General features: G+C 62.1%; 17 protein-coding genes. 9 read left to right on the forward strand and 8 right to left on the reverse strand.

Annotated features, from left to right (window positions below; all coding sequences use genetic code 11):
- Positions 1-261: 261 nt before the first annotated feature.
- The 9 genes from FFS64_RS11960 to FFS64_RS12000 all read left to right on the forward strand — a co-directional run bounded on the left by FFS64_RS11960 (position 262) and on the right by FFS64_RS12000 (position 12,787).
- The gene (locus tag FFS64_RS11960) at positions 262-1,221 is read left to right on the forward strand and encodes a MoxR family ATPase (protein ID WP_003218556.1); all 960 of its coding nucleotides are present in this window, start codon (positions 262-264) and stop codon (positions 1,219-1,221) included.
- Positions 1,222-1,226: 5 nt separating this feature from the next.
- Positions 1,227-2,171 carry a DUF58 domain-containing protein gene (locus FFS64_RS11965; protein ID WP_137805552.1) on the forward strand — a complete coding sequence of 315 codons (945 nt, stop codon included), beginning with the start codon at positions 1,227-1,229 and terminating at the stop codon, positions 2,169-2,171.
- Positions 2,168-2,662, forward strand: coding sequence for a DUF4381 domain-containing protein (locus FFS64_RS11970; RefSeq protein ID WP_137805553.1), 495 nt, complete (start codon positions 2,168-2,170; stop codon positions 2,660-2,662). The genes FFS64_RS11965 and FFS64_RS11970 overlap by 4 nt, the downstream gene beginning before the upstream one ends.
- On the forward strand, positions 2,655-3,734 hold the full coding sequence (locus tag FFS64_RS11975; protein WP_137805554.1) for a VWA domain-containing protein: 1,080 nt from the start codon (positions 2,655-2,657) through the stop codon (positions 3,732-3,734). The genes FFS64_RS11970 and FFS64_RS11975 overlap by 8 nt, the downstream gene beginning before the upstream one ends.
- Positions 3,731-5,470: a tetratricopeptide repeat protein gene (locus tag FFS64_RS11980; RefSeq protein WP_137805555.1), complete on the forward strand. Its 1,740-nt coding sequence runs from the start codon at positions 3,731-3,733 to the stop codon at positions 5,468-5,470. The genes FFS64_RS11975 and FFS64_RS11980 overlap by 4 nt, the downstream gene beginning before the upstream one ends.
- Positions 5,467-7,107 (forward strand): BatD family protein, encoded by a 1,641-nt coding sequence (locus tag FFS64_RS11985; RefSeq protein WP_137805556.1) that lies wholly within the window; start codon positions 5,467-5,469, stop codon positions 7,105-7,107. The genes FFS64_RS11980 and FFS64_RS11985 overlap by 4 nt, the downstream gene beginning before the upstream one ends.
- 204 nt (positions 7,108-7,311) lie before the next feature.
- Entirely contained in the window at positions 7,312-8,556 is a 1,245-nt protein-coding gene (locus tag FFS64_RS11990) for an exonuclease SbcCD subunit D C-terminal domain-containing protein (protein ID WP_137805557.1), read from the forward strand.
- Positions 8,553-12,194, forward strand: a complete 3,642-nt coding sequence (locus FFS64_RS11995) for an AAA family ATPase (RefSeq protein WP_137805558.1) — start codon at positions 8,553-8,555, stop codon at positions 12,192-12,194. Before FFS64_RS11990 ends, FFS64_RS11995 begins: the two co-directional genes overlap by 4 nt.
- On the forward strand, positions 12,191-12,787 hold the full coding sequence (locus FFS64_RS12000; RefSeq protein ID WP_137805559.1) for a glutathione S-transferase: 597 nt from the start codon (positions 12,191-12,193) through the stop codon (positions 12,785-12,787). Before FFS64_RS11995 ends, FFS64_RS12000 begins: the two co-directional genes overlap by 4 nt.
- Before the next feature lie 46 nt (positions 12,788-12,833).
- Here FFS64_RS12000 and FFS64_RS12005 read toward each other — a convergent pair whose 3' ends face one another.
- The 8 genes from FFS64_RS12005 to araD1 form a co-directional block, all read right to left on the reverse strand.
- On the reverse strand, positions 12,834-13,091 hold the full coding sequence (locus FFS64_RS12005) for a hypothetical protein (RefSeq protein ID WP_137805560.1): 258 nt from the start codon (positions 13,089-13,091) through the stop codon (positions 12,834-12,836).
- Positions 13,088-13,300 carry a hypothetical protein gene (locus FFS64_RS12010; RefSeq protein ID WP_137805561.1) on the reverse strand — a complete coding sequence of 71 codons (213 nt, stop codon included), beginning with the start codon at positions 13,298-13,300 and terminating at the stop codon, positions 13,088-13,090. Before FFS64_RS12010 ends, FFS64_RS12005 begins: the two co-directional genes overlap by 4 nt.
- Positions 13,301-13,415: 115 nt before the next feature.
- Entirely contained in the window at positions 13,416-13,541 is a 126-nt protein-coding gene (locus FFS64_RS31690; protein WP_256590244.1) for a hypothetical protein, read from the reverse strand.
- Positions 13,542-13,749: 208 nt separating this feature from the next.
- Positions 13,750-13,929, reverse strand: coding sequence for a hypothetical protein (locus tag FFS64_RS12015; protein WP_095194921.1), 180 nt, complete (start codon positions 13,927-13,929; stop codon positions 13,750-13,752).
- Positions 13,930-14,084: 155 nt separating this feature from the next.
- A complete protein-coding gene (locus FFS64_RS12020; protein ID WP_137805562.1) occupies positions 14,085-15,254 on the reverse strand; it encodes a lactonase family protein in 1,170 nt (389 codons plus the stop codon).
- Positions 15,247-15,543 carry a DUF5629 family protein gene (locus FFS64_RS12025; RefSeq protein ID WP_095194923.1) on the reverse strand — a complete coding sequence of 99 codons (297 nt, stop codon included), beginning with the start codon at positions 15,541-15,543 and terminating at the stop codon, positions 15,247-15,249. Before FFS64_RS12025 ends, FFS64_RS12020 begins: the two co-directional genes overlap by 8 nt.
- A gap of 203 nt (positions 15,544-15,746) precedes the next feature.
- Positions 15,747-17,327 carry an aldehyde dehydrogenase (NADP(+)) gene (locus FFS64_RS12030; RefSeq protein ID WP_137805563.1) on the reverse strand — a complete coding sequence of 527 codons (1,581 nt, stop codon included), beginning with the start codon at positions 17,325-17,327 and terminating at the stop codon, positions 15,747-15,749.
- 10 nt (positions 17,328-17,337) lie between these two features.
- Positions 17,338-18,330: an AraD1 family protein gene (gene araD1, locus FFS64_RS12035; RefSeq protein WP_137805564.1), complete on the reverse strand. Its 993-nt coding sequence runs from the start codon at positions 18,328-18,330 to the stop codon at positions 17,338-17,340.
- Positions 18,331-18,434: the final 104 nt, after the last annotated feature.

An 18,434-nucleotide genomic window follows, 5' to 3' on the forward strand; every position in this document is an offset into this window, starting at 1 on the left:
GCGAGCAGGCTCGCTCCCACAATTGATCGCGTCCTTTGCGAAAGAACCCGGCCACCTGTGGGAGCGAGCCTGCTCGCGAAGAGGTCCGAAAACACGACGCTGCTCTCCCACCCGTACAAACTTCCGACATTTTCGCCAACCATTTCCCGTACTTTGCTCAAAATGCCGTTAGTCGCCGCCCCCCGCGATGGATTAAAGTATCGCCCCCAGCCCTGGCGTTATACGAACGTCTTCGGTCACCCTTTCCAGGAACAGTCATCGATGGAACATCGTGAAGCGCTGCTCGCGCTGCGAACCTTTCTTTCAACGCAGATTCTCGGCCAGGAAAAACTCATCGAGCGCTTGCTCATCGCCCTGCTTGCTGATGGCCATATGCTGGTCGAGGGCGCTCCCGGCCTGGCCAAGACCAAGGCCATCAAAGAACTTGCCGAAGGCATCGAAGCCCAGTTCCACCGTATCCAGTTCACCCCCGACCTGTTGCCTGCCGATATCACCGGCACGGAAATCTATCGCCCGGAAACCGGCAGCTTCGTGTTCCAGCAAGGCCCGATTTTCCATAACCTGGTACTGGCCGACGAAATCAACCGGGCCCCGGCCAAGGTTCAATCGGCGTTGCTCGAAGCCATGGCCGAACGCCAGGTCAGTGTCGGGCGCAGCACTTATGAGCTGTCGCCGCTGTTTCTGGTGATGGCCACGCAAAACCCCATCGAGCAGGAAGGTACTTATCCGCTGCCCGAAGCCCAGCTCGACCGTTTCCTGATGCATGTGAAAATCGGCTTCCCGGACGCCGCCGTTGAACGCCGCATCCTGCAACAGGCCCGTGGCGAAGCCCTCAACGGCGAGACCAAGCCCGAGCGCCGGGTCAGCCAGCAGGCGATTTTTGCCGCGCGCAAGGAAATCCTCGGCCTGTACATGGCCGATGCCGTGGAGGAATACCTGGTGCAACTGGTCATGGCCACGCGCACCCCGGCCAAATTCGACCCGGAGATGGCCGAGTGGATCGCCTACGGCGCCAGCCCTCGCGGCTCGATTGCCCTGGACCGTTGCGCCCGGGCCCACGCCTGGCTCGCCGGGCGCGATTTCGTCAGCCCGGAGGATATTCAGGCGGTGCTGTTCGATGTGTTGCGCCACCGCATCATTCTTTCCTTTGAAGCCGAAGCCGCCGGCATCGACCAGGACCGCGTGGTCCAGCGGATTCTCGACGTTGTAGCTGTCGCTTGACCCCGATGAACGTCTTCCCGCCGCCCCAACCGGGTATCCGCATCACGCTCGCCGAGCTGATCGAGATGCGTCATCGCGTACGCGAAGTGCAGCTGTTCTCTACGCCAAGCCAGCGCAGCCCGTTGATCGGCCTGCACCACTCCAAGCTGCGCGGGCGTGGCGTGGACTTCGATCAGGTGCGGGTCTATCAGGCCGGCGATGACGTGCGGACCATCGACTGGCGCGTCACCGCGCGGACCCAGGAGCCGCACACCAAACTCTTCCACGAGGAACGCGAACGGCCGATCTTCATCATGGTCGAGCAAAGCCGTCGCCTGTTTTTCGGTTCGGGGCTGATGTTCAAGTCAGTACTCGCCGCCCAGGCCGCGAGCCTGATCGGCTGGGCTGCGCTGGGGCATAACGATCGGGTCGGCGGGCTGGTGTTTGGTGACAACGAGCACTACGAAATCAAACCGCGACGCAGCAAACAGAGCCTGTTGCAATTGCTCAACCGCCTGGTGCGGGTCAATCAGTCGTTGCACACCGAAAGCGAACCGGACCGCGATGCCTTCGGCATTGCCCTGCGTCGCGCCCGTGAAGTGTTGCGTCCAGGCAGCCTGGTCATCGTGATTTGCGACGAACGCGCGTTGACCGAGAGCGCCGAGCAGCAACTGAGCCTGCTGTCGCGCCATTGCGACCTGTTGCTGTTGCCGCTGTCCGATCCGCTGGATCACGCATTGCCCGCCGCCGGTTTGCTGCGCTTTGCCGAGCGCGGCGCGCAGCTGGAACTCGACACGCTGAATTTCGAACTGCGCCAGACCTACCGCGCTCAGGCCGAAACACGCATTGCCCGCTGGGAGTTGCTTGCGCAAAAGCTACGGGTGTTGTTGATGCCATTGAGTACCCAGAGCGAAATGGTCGAACAACTGCGCGAGTACCTGAACCCTCAGAATTCGGGGAAAGGTCGATGAACGGTCTGGATCAACTGCAACCGTTGATTTCCCCGCCTCCAATCGCCTTCTGGCCGCCTGCGCCGGGCTGGTGGTTATTGCTGTTGCTGCTGCCCGCCATCGGCTTCGGTCTGTGGAAACTGCGGCGCTTCATTCCGCAAAAACGCCGCATCGTGCGCGCCGAACAACCGCTGGATCCGGTACGCCTCGCCGCGCTGGCGGAGCTGGCGCTGATGCCCAAGCCGTACGACGGCGCCCCCGCCGGTGCCTGGCTGCAGCAACTCAACGGGCTGCTCAAGCGTCTGTGTCGCAACCATTACCCCTACAGCCAGAGCCACACCCTCAACGGCCGAAAATGGCTGGCCTTCCTCGACAACCGCTGCCCGGCGGCCGGGCTGACCCGCTGGATGGTGCTGGTCGAAGGCGCCTACAAACCCGAGTGCAAACTCGACGACAAAGCCATCGCCGGGCTGACCCAGGCTGTCGATACCTGGATTCGCAAACATGTTTGAGTTCGCCTGGCCGTGGATTTTCGCCCTGCTGCCGTTACCGTGGCTGATGCGTCTGGTGCTGCCGGTGGCCGACAGCGGCGAACCGGCGCTCAAGGTCAGCTTCCTCAGTGACCTCGAAGGCCTGGCCCGGCGCCGCGCCCGCGCCAACCTGCCGGCGTGGCGCCAACAGGCGCCGTTCCTGCTGCTGTGGTTGATGCTGCTGACCGCCGCCGCGCGCCCGCAGTGGCTCGGCGAACCGCTGCCCATCGCCGCCAGCGGCCGTGATCTGCTGGTGGCGGTGGACGTTTCAGGCTCCATGGACTTCCCCGATATGCAGTGGCAGGACGAAGAGGTCAGCCGTCTGACGCTGGTCAAGCACCTGCTCGGCGATTTCCTCGAAAGCCGCGAGGGTGACAGGGTCGGTCTGATCCTGTTCGGCAGCCGGGCCTACCTGCAAGCGCCGCTGACCTTCGACCGGCATACCGTGCGCGTCTGGCTCGACGAAGCACGCATCGGCATCGCCGGCAAGAACACCGCCATTGGTGACGCCATCGGTTTGGGCCTCAAGCGCCTGCGGCAACGCCCGGCACAAAGCCGCGTGCTGATTCTGGTGACGGACGGCGCCAACAACGGCGGTGAAATCGACCCGCTGACCGCCGCACGCCTGGCGGCCAAGGAAGGGGTAAAAATCTACCCGATCGGCATCGGCGCCGATCCGGAAGAAAGCGGCTCCCTGGGTTTCCTCGGTATCAATCCGAGTCTGGACATTGATGAGCCTTCTCTGACGGCAATCGCGCAGGCGACCGGCGGACGCTACTTTCGGGCGCGGGACGCCAAGGAGTTGCTGGCGATCAAAAACACCCTCGACCAGCTGGAACCCGTGAGCCAGCAACCGACCCAGGCCCGCCCCGCCCAGGCGCTGTATCACTGGCCACTGGCGATAGCGCTGTTACTGAGCATGCTGCTGGTGGTCCGCGAACTCTGGCCGGACAATCCGCTGCAACGCCTGTTTACCAAGGACCTGTTTTTGCAAACGCAACTGCCTGAATGGCGCCAGCGCCTCAAGCGCCTGCGCCTGCGGAGGCGCCGATGAGCGCGCTCTGGCCTTACTGGTTCCGCCCCTGGTGGCTGCTGTTGTTGCCCCCGCTCGGCTGGCTGCTGTGGCAACTCTGGCATCGACAGAAACGCGCCGGGCGCTGGCAGATGATTCTGCCGCCGGCCTTTCATGCGGCGTTGCTCAGCGGCGGCAGCGGGCGCAACAGCAAACTGCCTTGGGTGGCCCTCGGTGTGGCGTGGCTGCTGACGGTACTCGCGCTGCTGGGGCCGGGCTGGGAACGTGTCGAGCAGATCAGCCAGAAACCTGCCGACCCCTTAGTGGTGATCCTTGAGCTGACCCCGGAAATGCTCGCCACCGACGTTCAGCCCAACCGCCTGGAGCAGGCCCGGCGCAAGCTCCTGGACCTGCTGCAAAACCGCAGCGACGCGCAGACCGCCATCGTGGTCTACGCCGGCAGTGCGCACACGCTAGTGCCGCTGTCGGACGACCTGTCCACCAGCCGCAATCTGCTGGATGCCCTCAAGCCGTCATTGATGCCCGAGGCCGGTCATCGCGCCGACCTGGCGGTGACCAAGGCCCTGACCTTACTGGAGCAAGGCGCCCTGGGCGACGGCCGGATCCTGCTGATCGGCTCGACCCTGACAGAACAGGAACGCCTGGGCATCCGTCGTGCACTGAGCGGCAAATCCACCCAGTTCCTGATGCTGGGCATCGGCACTGCCGAAGGTGCACCGATCACCCAGGAGGACGGCAGCTTCATGAAGGACGAACAGGGTGCGATTCTGGTGCCGCATCTGGACGACCCTGGCCTGAAAGCCTTCGCCAATGATCTGGACGGACGCTATCGCCACGCGCGCCTGAGCGACTCCGACCTGCGCGCACTGGGTCTGCTCGACGGCCCACGCAACCTGCGCGACGACGGCCAGACCCTGCGCCTGGATGCCTGGGCCGATCAAGGTTACTGGTTGCTGCTGCCATTATTGTTACTGACCGCCTGCGCCGGTCGTCGCGGCTGGTTGTTTTGCCTGCCGCTGTTGCTGGTGCTGCCACAATCGAGCCATGCCTTCGACTTCCAGGACCTGTGGCTGCGTCCCGACCAGCGAGGCCTGCACCTGCTCAAGCAGAAACGCCCGGCCGAGGCCGCCGAACACTTCGAAAATCATCAGTGGCAAGGCGTCGCGCTCTATGAGGCCGGCGATTACAGCGGCGCCGCCCAGCGGTTCGCCGAGGGCAACGATGCCCACGCCCACTACAATCGAGGCAACGCCCTGGCCAAAAGCGGTGAACTGGAGGCCGCGCTGGATGCGTATGATCAGGCACTCGAGCGTCAGCCGGACTTGCGTCCGGCCCTGACCAACAAGGCATTGGTGGAAAGTCTGCTCAAGCTGAAAGCCAACCCGCCCGCCGCCGAACCGGATAAAACCGCCAGCGAAGAACCCCAGGCGCAGCCTCAGGAACCGCCACCCGGCGCTGCCGCCCAGGCGCAGAGTACTGGCGAGCCGAAGAGCGCTGACCAACAGACCGGTTCCGATGACGACCAATCGCCCACGAGGCCGCCCAAACCAGGCACCAACGAAGTCCCGGGCAGCGAGCTGGGAGACGAACAACAGACCACGCCGCCCATGCGCCCCGCCAGCGACAGCATCGAGGGCGAACAGCAGCAGGCGCTGGAGCAATGGCTGCGGCAGATCCCGGATGACCCGGGGGAACTGCTCAGACGCAAATTCTGGTACGAACAGCAACAACATCAGGATCAGGAAAAAACCCGATGACCCGCTTCACCGCTTTCATGTTCGCCTTTGTGTTGTGGACCGTTCAGGCCCAGGCAGCCGAGCTGGTCGCCAGTGTCGATCGCACGCGTCTGAACTCCGGCGAGACGATCGAGCTGACCCTGGAATCCAACGACGTGACCCAGTTCGGCAAGCCGGACCTGACGCCGTTGGAACCGCTGTTCGAAGTGCGTGGCACCCGTCAGGTCAACCAGTTGAATACCCTCGGCGGCGACAACCGCGCCACCACCCGCTGGATCGTCACCCTGCTGCCGCTGCAAAACGGCAGCGTGGTGATTCCTGCGCTGAAACTGGGCGAAATCCAGAGCCAGCCGATCACCGTGCAAGTGGTCGAGAGCGAAACCCAGGAAACCTCGAACAAACTGGCCCCGGTGTTCATCGATGCCAGCCTCGATCAAACCAGCGTGTATGTGCAGGCCCAGGCGATCCTGACCTTGCGCATCTACCATTCGGTGTCGCTGTATGACGACAGCAGCTTGCCGCCACCGCAGATTCCCGATGCGCGTATCGAACAGCTGGGTGAATCGCGCACCTACGAAAAAGACATCAACGGCGTGCGCCATGGCGTCATTGAAATGCGCTACGCGATCTACCCGCAGCACAGCGGTGAACTGATCATTCCCGGGCAGATTTTCAATGCCGCGCTGGTGGACGCGCATCCGGTCCAGGACGCAGGATCGCAGGCGCCGAAGTCCGGCAAACTGATGCGCATCAGCTCCAAGGAAATGCTGCTGACGGTCAAGGCCAAACCCATCACCTACCCCGCCGACTTGCCCTGGTTGCCGGCACGCAGCCTGACCTTGAGCGAGACCTGGAACCCGGAGCCGGAACACGTTCAGGTCGGCGATTCGCTGACCCGCAGTCTGACGGTAAAAGCCGAAGGCCTGGCCAGTACGCAACTGCCACCGTTGCCCGGCACCGAGGTCGGCGGCTTGCGCCGCTATCCGGACCAACCGGTGCTGGGTAACCAGAACAGCGAGCGCGGTCTGGTCGGCAGTCGCGAAGACCGCGAAGCCCTGGTGCCAGCCCGTAGCGGTTCAATCGAGTTGCCGTCGGTTGAAGTGGTCTGGTGGAACACCTTCGAAGATCACCTGGAACACAGCAGCCTGCCGGCCAGAACCCTGCAGGTAGCAACCAATCCGAACCTGATGATCGACACACCGGCCGGCACCTCGCCACTCAACGCGACGGCCAACAGCGAAACCCTGTGGCGCTGGAAACTCAGCACCCTGATCTTCGCGTGCACCACCCTGCTGGGCTTCGGCCTGTGGTGGCGCGCGCGCTGGCAACCGGCAATCCTGCGCGCCGCGCAAACCGGCCCAAGCCCGCGCACCGTGCTCGACGACCTCAAGCGCGCCTGCCAGGCCAACGACTCCCACGCCACTCGCCAGGCCCTCGACGCCTGGGCCCGGCAGCAACCGGAAACCCTGGCAGACATGGCTGCCCGCTTCGTACCGCTGTCCGACGCCCTCGACGGCTTGAACGGCGCGCTGTACAGCGAAACCGGCCAGCACTGGCAGGGTGAGGAGCTGTGGCGGGCTATCCGCACGATCCCGACGGCCGAACGGGTTCAGGACCCGGTGGGTGACAGCGGGCTGCCGCCGCTTTATCCCAAGTAATCCGCTGAACCTGTGGGAGCGGGCTTGCTCGCGAATGCGTTCGTGCAGTCAACAATGATGTGTCTGACACACCGCCTTCGCGAGCAAGCCCGCTCCCACATTTGATCGAGTACTCATCTCTAGCGCGTTTGCCAGTAAACTCTCTCCCCTTTCGCCGCTGTCATTTTCCTCGCGGCCATCACCTTTCAAATAGCGGAGTTCGCCTTGCGTCTGTTCCACACCTCCGACTGGCACCTCGGCCAAAATCTGCACGGCCAGGATCGCGATTTCGAGCACGGCTGTTTTCTCGACTGGCTGCTGCGTCAGCTCAAACTCGATCAGCCCGATGTACTGCTGATCGCCGGCGATATCTTCGACACGGTCAACCCGCCGGTCAAAGCCCAGGAACGCCTGTACGACTTCATCGTCAGCGCCCACGAACAACAACCGTTGCTGACCATCGTGATGATTGCCGGCAACCACGATTCCGGCTCGCGGATCGAACTGCCCGCGCCCTTGATGCGCCGCTTGCGCACCCATGCGCTGGGCCGGGTGCTGTGGCTGGATGACGGCCAACTGGACGCCGAACGTCTGTTGCTGCCGCTGCCCGATGCCAGCGGCAACATCGCCGGCTGGTGCCTGGCACTGCCGTTCCTGCGCCCGGCCGAGGTGACCGGTGCGCATCTGGGTGACGATTACCTGCGCGGCATCGGTCAGGTACACGAATGGCTGATCGAAGCGGCCAACGCCAAGCGTCAACCGGGTCAGGCGCTGATCGCCATCAGCCACGCCCACATGGCCGGTGGCTCGGTGTCGGAAGATTCCGAGCGCAGCCTGATCATCGGCAACGCCGAAGCGCTGCCTGCCAGCCTGTTCGGACCGAGCATCAGCTACGTCGCCCTCGGTCACTTGCACAAGCCGCAGAAGGTCAACGGCGAAGAGCGGATTCGCTACAGCGGTTCGCCGATTCCACTGTCATTCTCCGAAATTGGTTACCAGCACCAGATTCTCGACATCACCCTGGAGGGTGAAACCCTGGTCAGCGTCGAACCCCGGCTCATTCCCCGCGCGGTGAATCTGCAACGCCTCGGCCCCGCGCCCTTGGCAGAGATCCTGCTGCAACTGGCCGACTTGCCGAACATCGACCTGCTAGCCGACTACCAGCGCCAGCCCTGGCTGGAGGTGCGGGTACGCCTGGACGAGCCGCAACCGGACTTGCGTCATCAAGTGGAAACCGCCCTGCAAGGCAAGGCCGTGCGCCTGGTACGCATCGCGGCCGAATACGCCGGTAATGGCAGCCGTGAAGGCACCGAAAACGGTGCCGCGTTGATCGAACTGGACCAGCTCACGCCCCAGGAACTGTTCAGTCGCGCCTGGATGGACAATTACGGCAGCGAGGTCGACGAGCAAACCCTCAAGGACTTTGCCGAACTGTTGCAAGACGTGCAGATGGAGGGCGGACAGCCATGAAGATCCTCGCCATCCGCCTGAAAAACCTCGCGTCCCTGGCCGGCCCCTTTGATATCGATTTCACTGCCGAACCCTTGGCCAGCGCCGGCCTGTTCGCCATCACCGGGCCGACCGGCGCGGGTAAAAGCACCTTGCTCGACGCCTTGTGCCTGGCGCTGTTCGGCACGGTGCCGCGGCTCAACAGTGTTCAGCCATCGGCCAAGGCACCGGACATCGACGGTGATATCGGCACCGCAGATCCGCGCACCCTGTTGCGTCGCGGCACCGGTGAAGGCTACGCGGAGGTTGATTTCGTCGGCATTGACGGCCGTCGCTATCGTGCGCGCTGGGAAGCCAACCGTGCCCGGGAGAAAGCGGGCGGAAGGCTGCAGGCCAGTCGGCAAAGCCTGCGTGACATTGATCAGGACCAATTGCTGGCCAGTCAGAAGCTCGAATTCAAAAGCCGGATCGAGTCCGTACTGGGCCTGAACTTCGAGCAGTTCACCCGCGCCGTGTTGCTGGCACAAAGCGAGTTCAGCGCCTTCCTCAAGGCCGATGACAACGACCGCAGCGAACTGCTGGAAAAACTCACCGACACGGCGCTCTATACCCGTCTGGGCCGTCGAGCTTTCGACAAGACCAAGGAAGCCCGCGAAACCCACAAACTGCTGCAGGATCAGGCCACCGGGGTCACACCGCTGGCACCCGAAGCCCGGGCAGCATTGGATGAGCGCTTCAGTGCGGCACAGCAGCAACTCAAATTGCAGCAAGCACAACTCAAACAACTTGAGTTGCAACACACCTGGCTCAAGGATCTGCATCAGCTGCAGGACGCGCAACACAGTGCCTGCGAGCAGCTGCAATCGGCACAGGCCCAATGGCATAGCCTGGCCGGCGAACGCCTGAAACTGACCCGTCTGGAGCAACTGGCGCCACAACGGCACCAGTTCGCCCGCAAGGCCGAGATCGACGCGCAGCTGACCCCGTTGGCAGCGCATATTGCCGGGCATACCCGGCAGCATGCCGAACTCGCCGAGCGCCAGACACAGCTGGAGCAACGGCTCGGCGCAGCCCGTATCGCGTTGAGCCAGGCGCAGCAGCAACAGACCGACAGCACACCGTTGTTGCGTCAGGCCTTCGAAGAACAAAGCACCCTCGCCCGCCTCGCCAAAGACACGGCCCTCGGCGCCGAAACCAAATACAACGCCGAACAAGCCTGTGCCCAGGGCCAGAGCGCGATTCAAGCCTTGCTCGACCGGCAGGCCCAAGTCGCCGAACACCTGCAGCGCATGGCTGCCGGGCTGGAACAAAGCGCCCATCTGGCACCGCTGAGCGATGCCTGGAATGCCTACCGAGATCGCCTGCAACAGTTGATGTTGATCGGCAACCGGCTGAATCAGGGGCAGGCCGAACTGGCCACTCTCGAACAGAATGCCAGCCGTACCGCGCAAGCATTCACCGCGCAGAAGCAGCAACTGGAAGTGCTGTTCAAGGAAGCCGGCGCCGAACCGGATGCCGTTGCCGACCAGATCGGCATTCTCGGCAGCCTGTTGCAGGACAACCGCAAACAACTGCGGGCCATCGAAGACCTGGCGCGGTTGTGGGCCAGCCAGCAGGATCTGGACAAGCGCGCTGCCGAGCTGCAACAACGCCAGCTCGCCGCACAGCAGGAACGCGATCGCCTGACTCAGGACGGGGTCAAAGCCAAGACTGATCTGAGCGTCGCCGAGCAAACCCTTAGCGTTACCCGCGAGCTGCTGGAGCGTCAGCGCCTGGCCCGCAGCGCGAGTGTCGAGGAACTGCGCGCGCAGTTACAGGACGAACAGCCGTGCCCGGTCTGTGGCAGCCACGAGCACCCGTATCATCAGCCCGAAGCGCTGTTGCAAAGCCTTGGCCGTTTCGATGAAAGCGAACAGGCCAACGCCCAGAAAGCCGTCGACGTGCTCAAGGAAAAACTCACCGACCTGCGGGCTGAAGTCGGCGGCCTGATCGCCCAACAAAAGGAGCTGCTGCAACAGCAGGAGTTACTGGCGGCGCAACAGCAAGCCCTGGCGCCCAGCCTCGCAGCGCACCCGTTGGCCACCCCGCTGTTGAATCAGGACGCGGACAAACGCGACGCCTGGCTCGCCCAGCAAAACAGCCAATTGAATCAAAGCATCACCCAGGATGAGCAACGGCAAACGGCCCTGCTCACTCTGCAACAGGATGCCGCGCGCCTGACCCAGCAACTGCGCCACGCCGAAACCGCGCACCAGCAAGCGGCCCAGCACCTGGACAATCAACAGCGCGAACTGGGCAGCGACCGTCAGCGCCTGGACGAAGAACTTGCCACGTTCGCCAGCCTGCTGCCGGCCGAGACCCTGCAAGCGTTGCGCGTCGAGCCGGCCGCGACCTTCATGCAGCTCGATCGGCAGATCACCGAGCGCCTGGCGCAACTCGAGCAGCAGAAGGAAGAACTGATCGAACAGCAACAACGTCAGCAGAACCTGGAAAAGGAACAGGATCGGCAGCAGACCCGCGTCCTGCAACTGCAAACCGCGCAGCAGCAATTCAGTGCGCTGCTGGAACAGCAGCAGGCGAGCCAGCAGAAACTCGGGCAGTTGCTTGGCGAACACAGCAGCGCCGAGCATTGGCAGCAGCAACTGGAACGGGCCGTGGAAACCGCACGCAGCGCCGAAACCAGCACCGCCCAGGAACTGCAAAGCGTGCACACGCAACAGGTACGAATCGCCGCCGAGCTCAAGGCGCAGCAGGAACGCTTGCAGGCTCTTGAAAGCGAACACACGGAACTGGCGGTCAAGATCGCCGACTGGCGCGGCCGCCATCCAGAGCTGGATGACGGAGGCCTGGAAGACCTGCTGCGGGTCGACGACACGCAGGTCAGCGAGTTGCGCCAACGCTTGCAGCTCAGCGAAAAAGCCATTGAACAGGCCAAGGTCCTGGTGGAGGAACGCGACAAGCGCTTGCTCGATCATCAGGCGCAGCACAACGGTAACCTTGACGCCGAACAACTCGACAGCGCCCTCAGCGAGTTGCAAAACCAGTACGCCGTCAACGAACAACTGTGCGCCGAACTGCGCGCCGAACAAGCCGAGGACCAGCGCCGGCAGAACGCCAATCAGGCGCTGGCACAGCAAATTGCCGAGGCTTACGCCGAGTATCAACGCTGGGCGCGTTTGAATGCATTGATCGGCTCGGCCACCGGCGACACCTTCCGCAAGATCGCCCAGGCCTACAACCTCGATCTGTTGGTGCACCATGCCAACGTGCAATTGCGTCAGTTGGTGCGACGCTATCGCCTCAAGCGTGGCGGCAGCATGCTCGGCTTGCTGGTGATGGATACCGAGATGGGGGACGAGCTGCGTTCGGTGCATTCGCTGTCCGGTGGCGAGACGTTCCTGGTGTCGCTGGCCCTGGCGCTGGGTCTGGCCTCGATGGCGTCGAGTACGCTGAAAATCGAATCGCTGTTCATTGACGAAGGCTTCGGCAGTCTCGATCCGGAGTCCCTGCAACTGGCCATGGATGCCCTCGACGGCTTGCAGGCCCAGGGGCGCAAGGTCGCGGTGATTTCCCACGTGCAGGAAATGCATGAGCGCATTCCGGTGCAGATCCAGGTCCGCCGTCAGGGCAACGGCCTGAGTACGCTGGAGGTGAAATGACCACGCTCTACTCTTTCCGCCGCTGCCCTTACGCCATGCGGGCGCGCATGGCCCTGCGCTACGCCGGGGTTGCCGTGGACATCGTCGAAGTCAGCCTCAGGGCCAAGCCCGCCGAGATGCTCGCGCTGTCGAGCAAAGGCACGGTGCCGGTGCTGAGCGTCGACGGTCGGGTCATCGATGAAAGCCTGGACATCATGCGCTGGGCCGTGGCCCAGCATGATCCGCAGGACTGGTTGCTCAAGGACGATCCGCAAGGGCAGCTCGCCCTCGCGGCATTGATCGAAGAGAACGATCAGACGTTCAAAGTGCACCTGAACCGCTACAAGTACGCCGAACGCTATCCCGAACAGCCGATGGCGTTTTATCGGGCCGAGGGCGAGGCGTTCCTGCGTAAGCTGGATGAATTGTTGAAAGATCGCGATTACTTGCTGGCCGACCATCCAAGTCTGGCCGACGTGGCGTTGATGCCGTTCATACGGCAATTCGCCCATGTCGATCGCGAGTGGTTCGCGCAGACGCCGTATCGACGGCTGCAGGACTGGTTGCAGCGGTTTCTGGGGTCAGAACTGTTTGTATCAATCATGAAGAAATAGCCGCTTTCTGTAGGAGCGAGCTCGCTCCTACAGGGATCGTGGTGGCTTACGCCAATACTTCGCACATACCGATCACCGAGCAATCGACATGGAATGGTCCGAAAAACCCGCTATCGGGTTTGAGCGGCGGGTTGCCGGCCAGCATCCCCATGGCCTTGGCTGTCTCTATATTTCGCGCGATGTTGTGGTTGGCCTCGATGGCCCGTGCCACCCCGCCTATCGAACCTTGACCGATCCCCAACAAGGAAAATCCATTGGTGATGACTGCCAGGAAGGCGATAACCAAAAGTTTGCAACGGTTCATACGCCGCCCACTCCCGCGAGATCAGCCTGATCCGCCAGCGCCTGTTGCGCGCGGTGTTCAAACTGGATGCCGGGATGGGCAACGTTAATCGGCGGTTCGACGGTTTGTTGCGATTGCGGCGAAAGACTGACAACCAGCACCATGACCAGGTAAAGACCGATAGCCACATAGGCGCCGTGTTTGGCAGAAGTGATGATTGCGCTGGCCATGATGAACTCCGTGGACATGTTTCAGAGTCCACAGAATCGATCAAAAAAGCATCGATCACCAACAAGACGTGTCTATATCAACTATCAGCTGCGTTGATCATTAAGCCAGACTATCTCAGTCTTCGATAAAACTAATCATGCGCTCGCGGGCAGCATCAGGCTCCCCGGAAATGGGCTCTGCCGCGGACAGGATGGGAGTGGAATAAAGAAACAGCAGCACCACTGCAAGACGCATCGCCATGTCATCGATCCTTTTCTTGAGAAGGAGTCAAAAAATCAGCGTCAAATTTAAACGCATGGCTATGTGATATCAAGCAATAGATTGATGGCTATCTGATGCTGTCGTAAACGCGTTATGCAGGAGCGACATCACTTCAGAACTTTTCGAACGCTCAACGCTCGATCGGCAAGTGACTTCGCTCCTGCATAAAGGGTGCGGGGAGACAATTTCAGTGCTGGGCTTTGTGATCCAGCGCGGCGTAGAAGTTGGCGCTTTGTTGCAGGTATTTCTGGGTGTAGCTCTGGGCGTGGGATTTTTTGTCGCTGATTTCAACGTTGGCACTGGCTGGCAGAGCAACGGTGGCCGAGATGGCGGAAGCGGCGATTACAGAGAAGAGATTGAAGTTCATGCGGTATACCTCGGAGTCAGTTGGCTTGCTTGCCCGGTGGGGCCGTGAAGCAAACTTAACCCTCGAGGAACGAGGCCTTGAAATGCTTTGTAGCATTACCAAATATCAGCCTCATTGATAGAAAGCTGCAGACCCCGCGAATCGTGGCCTGCGGCCTATTGTCGCAGCACAAACTTGAGATCGCTCGGGGCGTCCATCGGCAGTTTTTGCACGGTTTTGCCCAGCAGACCGCTCTTGGCATCGCGCTCGACGACAACAATCTGGTTGCTTTTCTGGTTGGCGATCAGCAGGAATTGGCCACTGGGATCGAGGCTGAATTCCCTAGGATGGTCGCCCTCCACCGAGCGCCGTTGCAGTTCCTTGAGATGGCCGGTCACAGGGTCGATGGCGAATACCAGCAATTGATTGGCAGTGCCGCGGTTGCTGACGTAGAGGAACTTGCCATCCTTTGATGCATGCAGTGCAGCGGCCGCCTTGTCCGACACCGGCTGACCGGTAGCCAGATCGACCATTTGCGTCTGCTCAAGCTTGCCGTCGCGGTAATCGAACACTGCCACCTGGGCGCTCATTTCCATGGTCAGCCAGGCGTGTTGGCCATCGGCGCTGAACAGCAGATGACGCGGACCGCTGCCGGGTGGCAGCTGGACGAATGCCGGCGTGGCCGGGGTCAACGGCAGGTCCGGATTGGCCTTGGGGTCGAAGCGGTAGACAAAAACCTTGTCCGCGCCCAGGTCATTGGAAAACACATACCTGCCATCCGGCGACGCAATCGTCGAATGCACATGCGCCGACATCTGCCGTTCGGGATAGACCCGGCTGGCCGGATGACTGCCCATCTGCACCACCGGTTTGAGCGCGCCATCGGCGCCCACCGGCAGCACTGCCAGGGTACCGCCCGGGTCTTCGGCTACCGAGTAATTACTGACAAACAGATGGCTGGCGTCCGCGCTGAGGCTCGAATGCGTCGGCTCATTGCCCAGGCTCTGCACCCGATTGATCAGGCTCAGCTCATGGCTCTTGGGGTCGATCGCATAACTGCTGACCCGACCGACCGGATCGGTCTGGCCGGGGCCATTTTCGTTGACCACGAACAGCCGCCGCTGATCCTTGCTCAAGGTCAGCCATGATGGATTTTCGCTGTTGATCACTTGCAGCGGCCTGGCGTTGATCTGCCCGGTTGCACTGTCGAAATTCAGTCGATAAATGCCCTGACTTTGCCCGGCGGTATAGGAACCCACGAGCAATTGATAGTCGTCGGCGCAGGCGGCCTGAACACCCATCGCGCCGATGCTGCCGGCGATCAACAGGGGCCAGAGGTTACGCATCCTCTTGGGCGTCGTCTTCGTTATCGCCGCTGATGACATCACCGAGGCAGACCAGACGGTGTTCACCAGAATCACCGGTGATCAACCAGCTTTGCAAGGTGGTGTCGTAGGTCGCCGCCTGGACCTGTGCCGGGGTGAATTCCCAGTGCTTGGCCGCTCGGCCATCCATGCATTCGATGTGCAGGTTGTCGTCGACATCAAGGGCAAATTCGAAGGCATGCAGCCCGTCGATTTCCACCATTCCGCAATGTTCGAGGGCATTGAGCAAGGTATCGGTTACAGCAGTCATGGCAGTCAATCTTTGAGTGGGAAAAACGCAATGATAGCTCAATGTGGGAACTCATTAGTGCCCGTCACGGCACCTGCCCGCGACACCCAACAAATGTGGGAGCGAGCCTGCTCGCGAAGGCGGAGTGTCAGTCGATAAATTTCCGGACTGTTCCGCCGCTTTCGCGAGCAGGCTCGCTCCCACAGGGGGTTAGTGCGTGACGGTTAGATCGCGCTCTGCGACGGCTTGCCATCCACCAGTCGCTGAATACCCAGCGGATTGGCATTTTTCAGCGCATCCGGCAGCAGGCTGTCCGGGTAGTTCTGGAAACACACCGGGCGCAGGAAACGGTCGATGGCCAGGGTGCCCACCGACGTGCCGCGCGCATCGGAGGTCGCCGGATACGGTCCGCCATGGACCATCGAATCACAGACCTCCACCCCGGTCGGATAGCCGTTGAGCAGGATCCGCCCGACCTTCTGTTCCAGCAACGCCGTCAGCTCTGCGAACTGCTCGAAATCCGCGGGTTCGCCGATGATCGTCGCCGTCAATTGACCGTGCAGCCCATTCAACGCAGCAGTGAGTTGCGTCTGATCCGCCACTTCGACCACCACCGTGGTCGGGCCGAACACTTCCTCTTGCAGAACCTCATCACCGTTGATCAGCAGGCTGACATCAGCCTTGAACAACTGCGGTTGTGCCTGGCGTCCTTGTTGCGGCTGACCCGCCAGGTGCTCGATGCCTGGATGATCGAGCAGTTTCTGCAAGCCTTTGCCATAGCTGCCCAGGGTCCCGGCGTTGAGCATGGTTTGTGCCGGTTGATCAGCCATCATGTCTGCCAACAACGTCAGGAATGCGCTGAACTGTGGCGAACGAATGCCGATCACCAGTCCAGGGTTGGTGCAGAATTGGCCGCAACCCTGAACCACCGAAGCCGACAGGCCACGGGCGATGGTTTCCGTGCGTTCGTGCAACGCCTGGGGCAGGACGATCACCGGGTTGATGCTCGACATCTCGGCGAACACCGGGATCGGTTGCGGGCGTGCCGCCGCCATGTCGCAGAGGGCCCGACCGCCCTTGAGCGACCCGGTAAAGCCCACCGCCTGAATCGCCGGGTGCTTGACCAGCGCTTCGCCGACCCCGCCGCCGTAGATCATGTTGAACACACCCGCCGGCATCGCGGTTTTTTCCGCCGCGCGCAGGATCGCATCGGCCACTGACTCAGCCGTGGCCATGTGCCCGCTGTGGGCCTTGAACACCACCGGGCAACCGGCAGCCAAGGCCGCGGCGGTGTCGCCACCGGCGGTGGAGAATGCCAGGGGAAAGTTGCTGGCACCAAACACCGCCACCGGACCGAGGCCGATGCGGTACTGGCGCAGGTCAGGACGTGGCAGCGGTTGACGCTCTGGCAAGGCCAGGTCAATGCGCGCACCGTAGAAATCACCTCGACGCAGCACCTTGGCGAACAGGCGCATCTGACCGCTGGTGCGCCCGCGCTCACCGATGATCCGTGCCGCGGGCAATGCGGTTTCGCGGCAAACCAGGGTCACGAAATCATCACCCAGTGCGTCCAGTTCATCGGCAATCGCATCGAGAAACTGCGCACGCCGCTCGGCGCTCAAGCCGCGATAGGTCGGGTATGCAGCAGCGGCAGCCTTGGCGGCGGCATCGACTTCTTCCGGAGTGGCCTGGATGAAATCATGGGGCAGCGTCTCGCCGGTTTGCGCATCGACGCTGTGCAGTTTGACGCTGCCCAACGCGCTGCGCCGGCCGCCAATATAGTTATGACCAAGAATTCGGGTCATCAGTAACTCCTCAAAGTGAACCGACGGTGCCGGGTTCGAAAGCCGCTTCAACCGCTGCGATGCCATTGATCAACGGCGCGCCGAACTCAGCCTGGCTGATCTCGAACACATCGCCGGGTCGGGTGCGCACGCCATCGGCGAACGACAGGGTCGCGGTGCCGAAGAAGTGGATGTGCACATCCCCCGGACGCAGGAACTGGCCGTACTTAAAATGGTGATACTCGAGGTTCGCCAGGCTATGGCACATGTTGGCCTCGCCACTGAGGAACTCGTTTTGCCACAGCACTTCACCGTCACGCAGGATGCGGCTGGCACCGGCCAGATGTTGAGGAAGTTCGCCGACCCGCAGTTCCGGGCCGTAGCTGCAACTGCGCAGCTTCGAGTGAGCCAGGTACAGGTAGTTCTTGCGCTCCATGACGTGATCGGAGAACTCGTTGCCTACCGCGAAACCCAGGCGATAGGGCTTGCCGTCATGGCCGATGACATACAGGCCACTCAGCTCAGGCTCTTCACCGGCGTCTTCGGCAAACGGCGGCAACGGGAACGGCTGGCCCGGGCGCACGACGATGCTGCCGTCGCCCTTGTAGAACCATTCCGGTTGCACACCGGCCTGCCCTTCTGCGGGTTTACCGCCCTCCACGCCCCATTTGAAAATGCGCATCGTGTCGGTCATCGCCGCTTCATCACCGGCCTGCTGATGCATCTTGTCCCGGGCTGAAGCGCTGCCCAGGTGAGTCAGACCGGTGCCGCTGACCAGCATGTGCGCCGGATCCGGATGATCCAGCGGCGGCAGAATGCGCAGTTGCGCCAGGAGTTCGGCGTAGTCGTGACTGATACCGAGCCCCATGCATTGCACCTGTTGCTCAAGGTTGACGCCCGCCTCGATCGCCGCCAGGGCCAGGTCGCGAACCGTGCGTGTGTCCTGCACTTCGCGCACCAGCCCTTCCTCGACCACGCCGACCCGGCGTTCGCCGTTACTCAATTCGAATTGCACCAAACGCATGAATGTTCTCCTGTGTGATCAAACACCCCAGATCCCTGTGGGAGCGGCGGTGCGACGATTCGACTTGCCCGCGATAGCGATCTATCTGGCTTATCAATGTTGAA

Origin of the sequence: Pseudomonas sp. G(2018) (assembly GCF_005502415.1) — a bacterium.
Classification (GTDB): Bacteria; Pseudomonadota; Gammaproteobacteria; order Pseudomonadales; family Pseudomonadaceae; genus Aquipseudomonas.

Bases quoted from the DNA above. Each gene is read 5' to 3' on its own strand.
- FFS64_RS12010 (WP_137805561.1), bottom strand. From the start codon at position 13,300: ATGGCCAGCGCAATCATCACTTCTGCCAAACACGGCGCCTATGTGGCT.
- FFS64_RS11965 (WP_137805552.1), top strand. From the start codon at position 1,227: ATGAACGTCTTCCCGCCGCCCCAACCGGGTATCCGCATCACGCTCGCC.
- FFS64_RS11975 (WP_137805554.1), top strand. From the start codon at position 2,655: ATGTTTGAGTTCGCCTGGCCGTGGATTTTCGCCCTGCTGCCGTTACCG.
- FFS64_RS11970 (WP_137805553.1), top strand. From the start codon at position 2,168: ATGAACGGTCTGGATCAACTGCAACCGTTGATTTCCCCGCCTCCAATC.
- FFS64_RS12005 (WP_137805560.1), bottom strand. From the start codon at position 13,091: ATGAACCGTTGCAAACTTTTGGTTATCGCCTTCCTGGCAGTCATCACC.
- FFS64_RS12015 (WP_095194921.1), bottom strand. From the start codon at position 13,929: ATGAACTTCAATCTCTTCTCTGTAATCGCCGCTTCCGCCATCTCGGCC.
- FFS64_RS11980 (WP_137805555.1), top strand. From the start codon at position 3,731: ATGAGCGCGCTCTGGCCTTACTGGTTCCGCCCCTGGTGGCTGCTGTTG.
- FFS64_RS11960 (WP_003218556.1), top strand. From the start codon at position 262: ATGGAACATCGTGAAGCGCTGCTCGCGCTGCGAACCTTTCTTTCAACG.
- FFS64_RS11995 (WP_137805558.1), top strand. From the start codon at position 8,553: ATGAAGATCCTCGCCATCCGCCTGAAAAACCTCGCGTCCCTGGCCGGC.
- FFS64_RS12020 (WP_137805562.1), bottom strand. From the start codon at position 15,254: ATGCGTAACCTCTGGCCCCTGTTGATCGCCGGCAGCATCGGCGCGATG.
- FFS64_RS31690 (WP_256590244.1), bottom strand. From the start codon at position 13,541: ATGGCGATGCGTCTTGCAGTGGTGCTGCTGTTTCTTTATTCCACTCCC.
- FFS64_RS11985 (WP_137805556.1), top strand. From the start codon at position 5,467: ATGACCCGCTTCACCGCTTTCATGTTCGCCTTTGTGTTGTGGACCGTT.
- FFS64_RS12025 (WP_095194923.1), bottom strand. From the start codon at position 15,543: ATGACTGCTGTAACCGATACCTTGCTCAATGCCCTCGAACATTGCGGA.
- araD1 (WP_137805564.1), bottom strand. From the start codon at position 18,330: ATGCGTTTGGTGCAATTCGAATTGAGTAACGGCGAACGCCGGGTCGGC.
- FFS64_RS12030 (WP_137805563.1), bottom strand. From the start codon at position 17,327: ATGACCCGAATTCTTGGTCATAACTATATTGGCGGCCGGCGCAGCGCG.
- FFS64_RS12000 (WP_137805559.1), top strand. From the start codon at position 12,191: ATGACCACGCTCTACTCTTTCCGCCGCTGCCCTTACGCCATGCGGGCG.